This window comes from Vibrio sp. 1S139, from assembly GCF_041439475.1.
Taxonomy (GTDB): domain Bacteria; phylum Pseudomonadota; class Gammaproteobacteria; order Enterobacterales; family Vibrionaceae; genus Vibrio; species Vibrio crassostreae_C.
In genome coordinates this window covers 1-5,732 of record NZ_JBGOOD010000116.1, presented here as the reverse complement: position 1 = coordinate 5,732, position 5,732 = coordinate 1, and the positions used below count along the sequence as shown (strand labels likewise).

Sequence of the window (5,732 nt, the reverse complement as noted above, 5' to 3'; positions counted from 1 at the left end):
CATATTCGGTTTGATTGTGTAAAAGCGACCATATAATTCGTGCGTTCTTCGCGGCAAGTGCCACTATCGCTCGGTTCATTCCTCTTCGTTCTAGAACGCCTCGACACCACTGACTTAGCTTATCTTGCTTGTCGCCAAGGTTGGCAATGACTGTCCTTGCCCCGTGAACTAATAGTGTTCGCAAGTATTTGTCGCCGTGTTTGGTTATCCGACCTAAGCGAGGCTTTCCTCCCGTCGAATATTGCTTTGGTACTAGTCCTAGCCAAGCAGAGAAATCACGGCTTTTATCAAATTGAGAACCATTGCCTATCGAAGCAAGTATCGCAGTAGCGGTTTGCGGTCCAATGCCACGAACCTTCATCACTCGTTGAACATTAGCGCTGACCTTAGCAAAAGACTCGAAGACTTGTTCAGTATCGGCGATACGTTGATTCAACTCTCCAAGGTGGTGATAAGCATCGGCAATCACCGTTCTTGCGAGATGTGGCAGTTCATTTTCTGCATCTTCAAGCATTAAGGGAACGTGTTTCATTAATGAAGAGCGGCCAACAGGAATGATTAACCCGAACTCAGAGAGTAGGGCGCGCATGCGATTCATAAGCGCGGTGCGTTCACGAACCCAATGCTCTCTCATTCTATGTACCGATAAGATGGCTTGTTGCTCGGGGGATTTTACGGGCACAAAGCGAGTTGATGGACGCTGAACAGCTTCGCATATGGCAACAGCATCATTAAGGTCGTTCTTTCCTTTAGTTCGATAAGGAACCACGTATTTAACGGCCATAATGCGGGCGTCGTGCCCAAGTTTATTGAGTGTTCTTGCCCAATAATGTGCACCACCACACGCTTCAACGCCTATACGCATGAGTGGCATATTTGCTATTGTAGTCAGTAGTTTAGAGCGAGTTACCGACTTATGAAGTATGACCTTACCATTTTGGTCTACGGCATGAAGACTAAAGTGGTTTTTAGCTAGGTCGATACCGCAGAAATAAGAATAATCAGACATGGTGCCTCCGATGCATTTAAGTACCACATAAGTGTGGCAGATCCTCGGTAGGGGGAATCCATGTCATTCGTTAAACGCTTCTTTGTAAATTCACAGCTTGTGAACTTGGTTTGTAGGTGCTATATTCACATATAGTGAACTTAGAGGTGTTTATGCACGTAATATCAAGAAAACCATTTAGTGATGCAGCGAAAAAATATCCGAATGATGCTGCGGCAATTGATGCGCTATATAAATCATTAAAAAATAATAACTTTTCAAATCCACTGGATATGAAAAATGTTTACCCAAGCTTAGATAACTTTAAGTATAAAGATAAATGGTATGTTCTTGATATCGGTGGGAATAATTTACGATTAATGACCTTTATCGAATTTCGAGATAATAGAATGTTTGTTAAGCATATTGTTCCTCACGCAGAATATGACAAGTTATGCGCCAAATACGCAAAGGAGTCGAAATGAAAAATTTTAATCAAGTTAAATCAACAGCATTACAATTATTTTCAATGGCTAGTTTTGTTGGTCATATTTCAACAGAAGAAGAATACGCTGAAGCCTTGGAGTTAATGGAAGATCTTATTGAAGAATACGATATTTACAAACCATTAATTGAGGTTTTGGAAGTTTCTATTGAGCGTTGGGAAGACCGCGCAGATGAATTTGCAGAGTTTAATGCTCGTATTGAGAATTTAGATGATGGAGTGGCAACACTGCGTGTATTAATGGATCAGTATCAACTTAAAGCTGATGACTTAAAAGATGTAATTGGTGGTAAAAGTTTGGTTTCAATGATCCTTAACGGTTCTCGCAAACTAACAAAAGAGCATATTCAAGCTATTTCATCTAAATATAATATCAGTCCTGCATTGTTTTTTGGCTGCGTTTAACAAAGCAATCAACACGATTTACTACATTCGGCATTGTGGGTTTGCCTTTAGTTTCAGTGATTAAGGCGGTAAAATTCAGCTAAGTCTATGTCGTAGTAAACGTGTTATTGCGGCGCTGACGGATCCCCTCATATTTTCCCTAGTCCTGCGTTGTGTGTGAGCCTTTGATATTCGAACATTCCCCATTGATATTGGGATTCATTAATTTGATATCGCCGATGATTTCGAACCTCTCTCCCTAGACGAGGTATGGAGAGAACTCGACGGTGTTTAATGCTGTTGGCTTGGAAGTCAAAATGCCATTTGGCCTGTACTGCAATGAGGCCATTCCACCACATCAAGATTTCAGCGAGCAACGCAATAAGAAGCAGGATATCTAATCGCTTAGTACAACGAGTTCTGTTGTGACGAAGTGCGATCCCATAGGCGGTACTCTTTAGATCGCGGAAGGCCTCTTCTATCTGCATACGCTTGGCGTACAGATTGGTAATTTGTACTTCATTTAAGATATGTCTAGGGACATTCGTCGCGAGTAGCCACGGCTCCTTCGCACTGCGCTGGTAGAGATGTGTAGCGGAGTGTTTTTGGCTGGTTCTACTATGGCGCTGGGCTTTTCGGCCTTTTTCTAATCCCTTATAAACATAGGCTTCACAAGATATCGGTGATCTCTTTGCTAGTAAGCAGTGGCCAAGATATTTGGGTTTATGGACAGCGGTTGGATAAAAGGTTTTATTTGAGACCCAAGGTTTATGAGGTTGTTTGATTGATACTTCACCTCGGACACGACCTAACCAAAACCAGCCTTTCTCTTGAACTTGTCGGAACCAAGTATTTCGAAAACCTGCATCAGAAACGATGATTGGACTGGTTTTACTGGGTAAAATACTCTGCAATTTATCGAGGAATGTTTGGTGACTTTTCGGTGAATTATATTGGCCATACTCAAAAACTTGTTCAAAGATTGTGATGGCTCGACCATCAAGTGCAACGGATGCTCTTAACGTCATATAACGAAGTTGTTCACGAACATCAGACCAATCCACAAGGATCACAGGGCATGAGTTGGCGCCCGTTATTAAGTAGGCATGCCATTTATAAATTAGGTCTTTTTCACGATGTAGTTGGCGATTTCCAAGCAGTCTATCAACGCGTTTGATCGCATGTTTTACCGTGGTATTAGTTTCCAGTTTGCGACCTAGTTTAGTCAGCGTTAAGTCTGAGCCGTCAAGTACACTTTTTGTAGCAAGTATCAGAGAACTAACGCGTTTTTTGTGAATGGAGGGGCATTGGTTTTGTATGGTTTGTTGTAGAATCTGAATGTCGCGCATTGTTAACCCACTTGTTCGAAATGTGTGTTCAGCGATATTCATTAGATCAAAGACGGCGATGCGCGTCTACCTCATTGTTTTTACGCCTGATTATGAGGGGATTCGTAAGATTGCGGCGTTATGCAGCTAAAGTTTGTGGATAGTATAGAGGGAATGAAAATTGAGTACAATTAAAGAACACCTCCTCGATGTGCAGAGTCAGCGTGCAGATGAGTGGATTAGGGAAAGGGCAGCAGATCCCGAACTTGATGAAAATTCGGAAGAATATGAATATCTAGCAGACGAATATTCAGCGTATCAGGACCATTTATGGGATGAAGCCGAATGGCAAGCAGAGTTGAAATGGCTTACTGAAAATGGTTCATCGAATATTCATAATATTTTCATGACTGAATTAGACGCTTTAAAAGTTCTGGCTGAAAGTAATCAAGCTAATAAAACTAAAGTTGTTTTTATCCTTCATTCAGATATGGCTGTAAAAATGTCATATGCGCATGCTGTCACATTATTAGAATCTTTTCTAGGTGATACATTAAAAAGCATAATTTCACAGAATGACTGTTTCCTGAAAAATGCGATTGAGAAATTTAAAATTTTTAAAAATGTAAAATTATCTGAGTTAATCAAAACAGATTTAAATATTAACTCTTTAGTTAATATGTATTTAAGCGATGTGCTATTTCATAATATTCCAAACGTTATTGAAATGTATGAGCAAGTTTTGGGTGTTCACCTTGATATCAATATATCGAAAATAGTTAAAATTACTAAGTTAAGACATGATATTGTTCATAGAAATGGACGATCAATTGATGGTAGTGCTATTAATCTACAATATACTGATTTTTCAGAAGCTATTGAGGATATTAGAACTTTCTCATATGAGTTGCAGAAAGTAATCAATCAAGCAGAAGCTGCATAACAAATGCATCAACACGATTTACTACACTCGGCAATCTCAGTTTGCCGAGTGTTTCTCGTTTTAAGGCGTCAATTTCAAGTATGATTGCATAGTAGTAAACGTGTTATGCAGGCGTTATGTAACAAAAGGTAATGGTCAAAGTCACTGTAATTTCAGTTATTTTGACATCTATTGATGCCCATTAATTTGGTATAGAATAAAAACGTATTAAATGATGGAGGGTATCATGGCCAAGCAAGAGTATTGTTCAATCAAAGGATTTGAACCAAGTAATAGAACAAAAGAATATATCGAACAAATGGAGCACATTACTGATATGTCTTCGGTGCTGGAGAAGATCCTGTTTGCTATTCCCTTCTTCCAAATTTTTGCAGGTAGAGATTCTTACAAAGGAGTAGCTTTAGCATCTGCTTCTTATAATGTTTCAACGTATGATTGGCAGTTGTATGAAAGTGCAGTAAAAGCGATTGCTCCAATTGAAAGAGAACGCTTAGAAAATGTAGCTATGAGAGCAATGTTAGACACAAGTGGTGAGGAACGTAAATTTTGGGAGTGTGTATACAATGCATTATAAAGCTATATTATTAATTGTTAGTTGTATATTTTCGTCTTCTGTCTTATCTGAAAGTTGGGCTGAATTTTTAAAAAAAGATCTTAGCTATAAGTACCAAGCTTTAAATGTAAAAGTAGATGCTTGTAGTAAGCTGCGTGAAAGCTTTGTATTAAAACCAATAAAAAGTGATTGGTTTGGTACTTTGACAGATCAACAAAAGAAAGATGTTATTTTATTTGCAAGTGATTATGCGAGTAAGCAATGTTATAAATTGGAAGAATTAAGTTTTTCAAACGCTCTTTTACGTTATACCGCAGAGACCGGAGATAAAGAGCTTCTGGATAATTGGCTTGGTTTAAATAAATCTAATAAATATACAATTGAAGGCGTGGACTCTGTTGGTGCTGAAAATGTAATTGAATTTATAAATCAAGAGTTCACACAACCATTTCAGCCAATTGAGCTTATTAAATATTTAAAGTTATATTAACAAAATTGGAAAGTTACATAACAATTGCATCAACACGATTTACTACACTCGGCATCTTAGGTTGCCGGGTGTTTCTCGTTTTAAGGCGTTAATTTTAAGTATAATTGCATAGTAGTAAACGTGTTATGCAGGCGTTAGCCGAATCTATTAATCCGATATGTAATATTGTTTCTAAGGGGTATTTATGAGTCTTATATCAGTCAAAGTGAGTTCGAAAGCATTAGAGCATATTCGTTCTTCTACTAGTAAGAATCAAGAGCAGATGGCGCTTAAAGTTATATCTGGCGACCTATTTCATATTGTTGATACTATAAATAAATCTCGTAAAGTTCAATTAACAATGGCAGACCAATTAGCTCTCACTTTAGGTGATACTTCAGCAATTTGGCGTGCTCATCAGGAAGATGCAACCGACTTTGACATATTGTTTAATATGCTAAGCAGTAAGCCAGATAAAGAGTTTGTTTTCTCTTATAAGTTGATCGGCTAACAAATAAGGATTAAGGTGTTGCGCAGCCAACACTAAATCCCGAGTGTTGAA

At 38.5% G+C, this 5,732-nt stretch carries 8 protein-coding genes; 6 read left to right on the top strand and 2 right to left on the bottom strand.

The genetic code is table 11. From position 1 onward, the window contains the following. The coding region (locus tag ACED46_RS21205) for an IS110-like element ISVisp6 family transposase (RefSeq protein WP_371722379.1) at window positions 1-1,009 on the bottom strand (1,009 nt) is incomplete at its 3' end. 152 nt (window positions 1,010-1,161) lie between these two features. Here ACED46_RS21205 and ACED46_RS21200 point away from each other — a divergent pair. Beyond that, on the top strand, window positions 1,162-1,473 hold the full coding sequence (locus tag ACED46_RS21200; RefSeq protein ID WP_045103960.1) for a type II toxin-antitoxin system HigB family toxin: 312 nt from the start codon (window positions 1,162-1,164) through the stop codon (window positions 1,471-1,473). After that, window positions 1,470-1,898 carry a type II toxin-antitoxin system HigA family antitoxin gene (locus ACED46_RS21195; protein WP_045103959.1) on the top strand — a complete coding sequence of 143 codons (429 nt, stop codon included), beginning with the start codon at window positions 1,470-1,472 and terminating at the stop codon, window positions 1,896-1,898. The genes ACED46_RS21200 and ACED46_RS21195 overlap by 4 nt, the downstream gene beginning before the upstream one ends. A 128-nt stretch (window positions 1,899-2,026) precedes the next feature. Here the strand turns inward: ACED46_RS21195 and ACED46_RS21190 are convergent, their stop codons facing one another. Next, on the bottom strand, window positions 2,027-3,226 hold the full coding sequence (locus ACED46_RS21190) for an IS4 family transposase (protein ID WP_371722378.1): 1,200 nt from the start codon (window positions 3,224-3,226) through the stop codon (window positions 2,027-2,029). Between the two features lie 160 nt (window positions 3,227-3,386). Between ACED46_RS21190 and ACED46_RS21185 the strand changes: the two genes are divergently transcribed. The 4 genes from ACED46_RS21185 (at window position 3,387) to ACED46_RS21170 (ending at window position 5,681) form a co-directional block, all read left to right on the top strand. After that, window positions 3,387-4,148: a hypothetical protein gene (locus ACED46_RS21185; protein ID WP_136973862.1), complete on the top strand. Its 762-nt coding sequence runs from the start codon at window positions 3,387-3,389 to the stop codon at window positions 4,146-4,148. A 226-nt stretch (window positions 4,149-4,374) separates the two neighbouring features. Then, entirely contained in the window at window positions 4,375-4,722 is a 348-nt protein-coding gene (locus ACED46_RS21180) for a hypothetical protein (protein ID WP_054776246.1), read from the top strand. Beyond that, window positions 4,712-5,191, top strand: coding sequence for a hypothetical protein (locus ACED46_RS21175; RefSeq protein ID WP_229648417.1), 480 nt, complete (start codon window positions 4,712-4,714; stop codon window positions 5,189-5,191). Before ACED46_RS21180 ends, ACED46_RS21175 begins: the two co-directional genes overlap by 11 nt. Before the next feature lie 184 nt (window positions 5,192-5,375). Next, a complete protein-coding gene (locus ACED46_RS21170; RefSeq protein ID WP_017067214.1) occupies window positions 5,376-5,681 on the top strand; it encodes a hypothetical protein in 306 nt (101 codons plus the stop codon). Window positions 5,682-5,732 lie beyond the last annotated feature (51 nt).

Bases quoted from the DNA above. Each gene is read 5' to 3' on its own strand.
- ACED46_RS21200 (WP_045103960.1), top strand. From the start codon at position 1,162: ATGCACGTAATATCAAGAAAACCATTTAGTGATGCAGCGAAAAAATAT.
- ACED46_RS21195 (WP_045103959.1), top strand. From the start codon at position 1,470: ATGAAAAATTTTAATCAAGTTAAATCAACAGCATTACAATTATTTTCA.
- ACED46_RS21190 (WP_371722378.1), bottom strand. From the start codon at position 3,226: ATGCGCGACATTCAGATTCTACAACAAACCATACAAAACCAATGCCCC.
- ACED46_RS21180 (WP_054776246.1), top strand. From the start codon at position 4,375: ATGGCCAAGCAAGAGTATTGTTCAATCAAAGGATTTGAACCAAGTAAT.
- ACED46_RS21175 (WP_229648417.1), top strand. From the start codon at position 4,712: ATGCATTATAAAGCTATATTATTAATTGTTAGTTGTATATTTTCGTCT.
- ACED46_RS21170 (WP_017067214.1), top strand. From the start codon at position 5,376: ATGAGTCTTATATCAGTCAAAGTGAGTTCGAAAGCATTAGAGCATATT.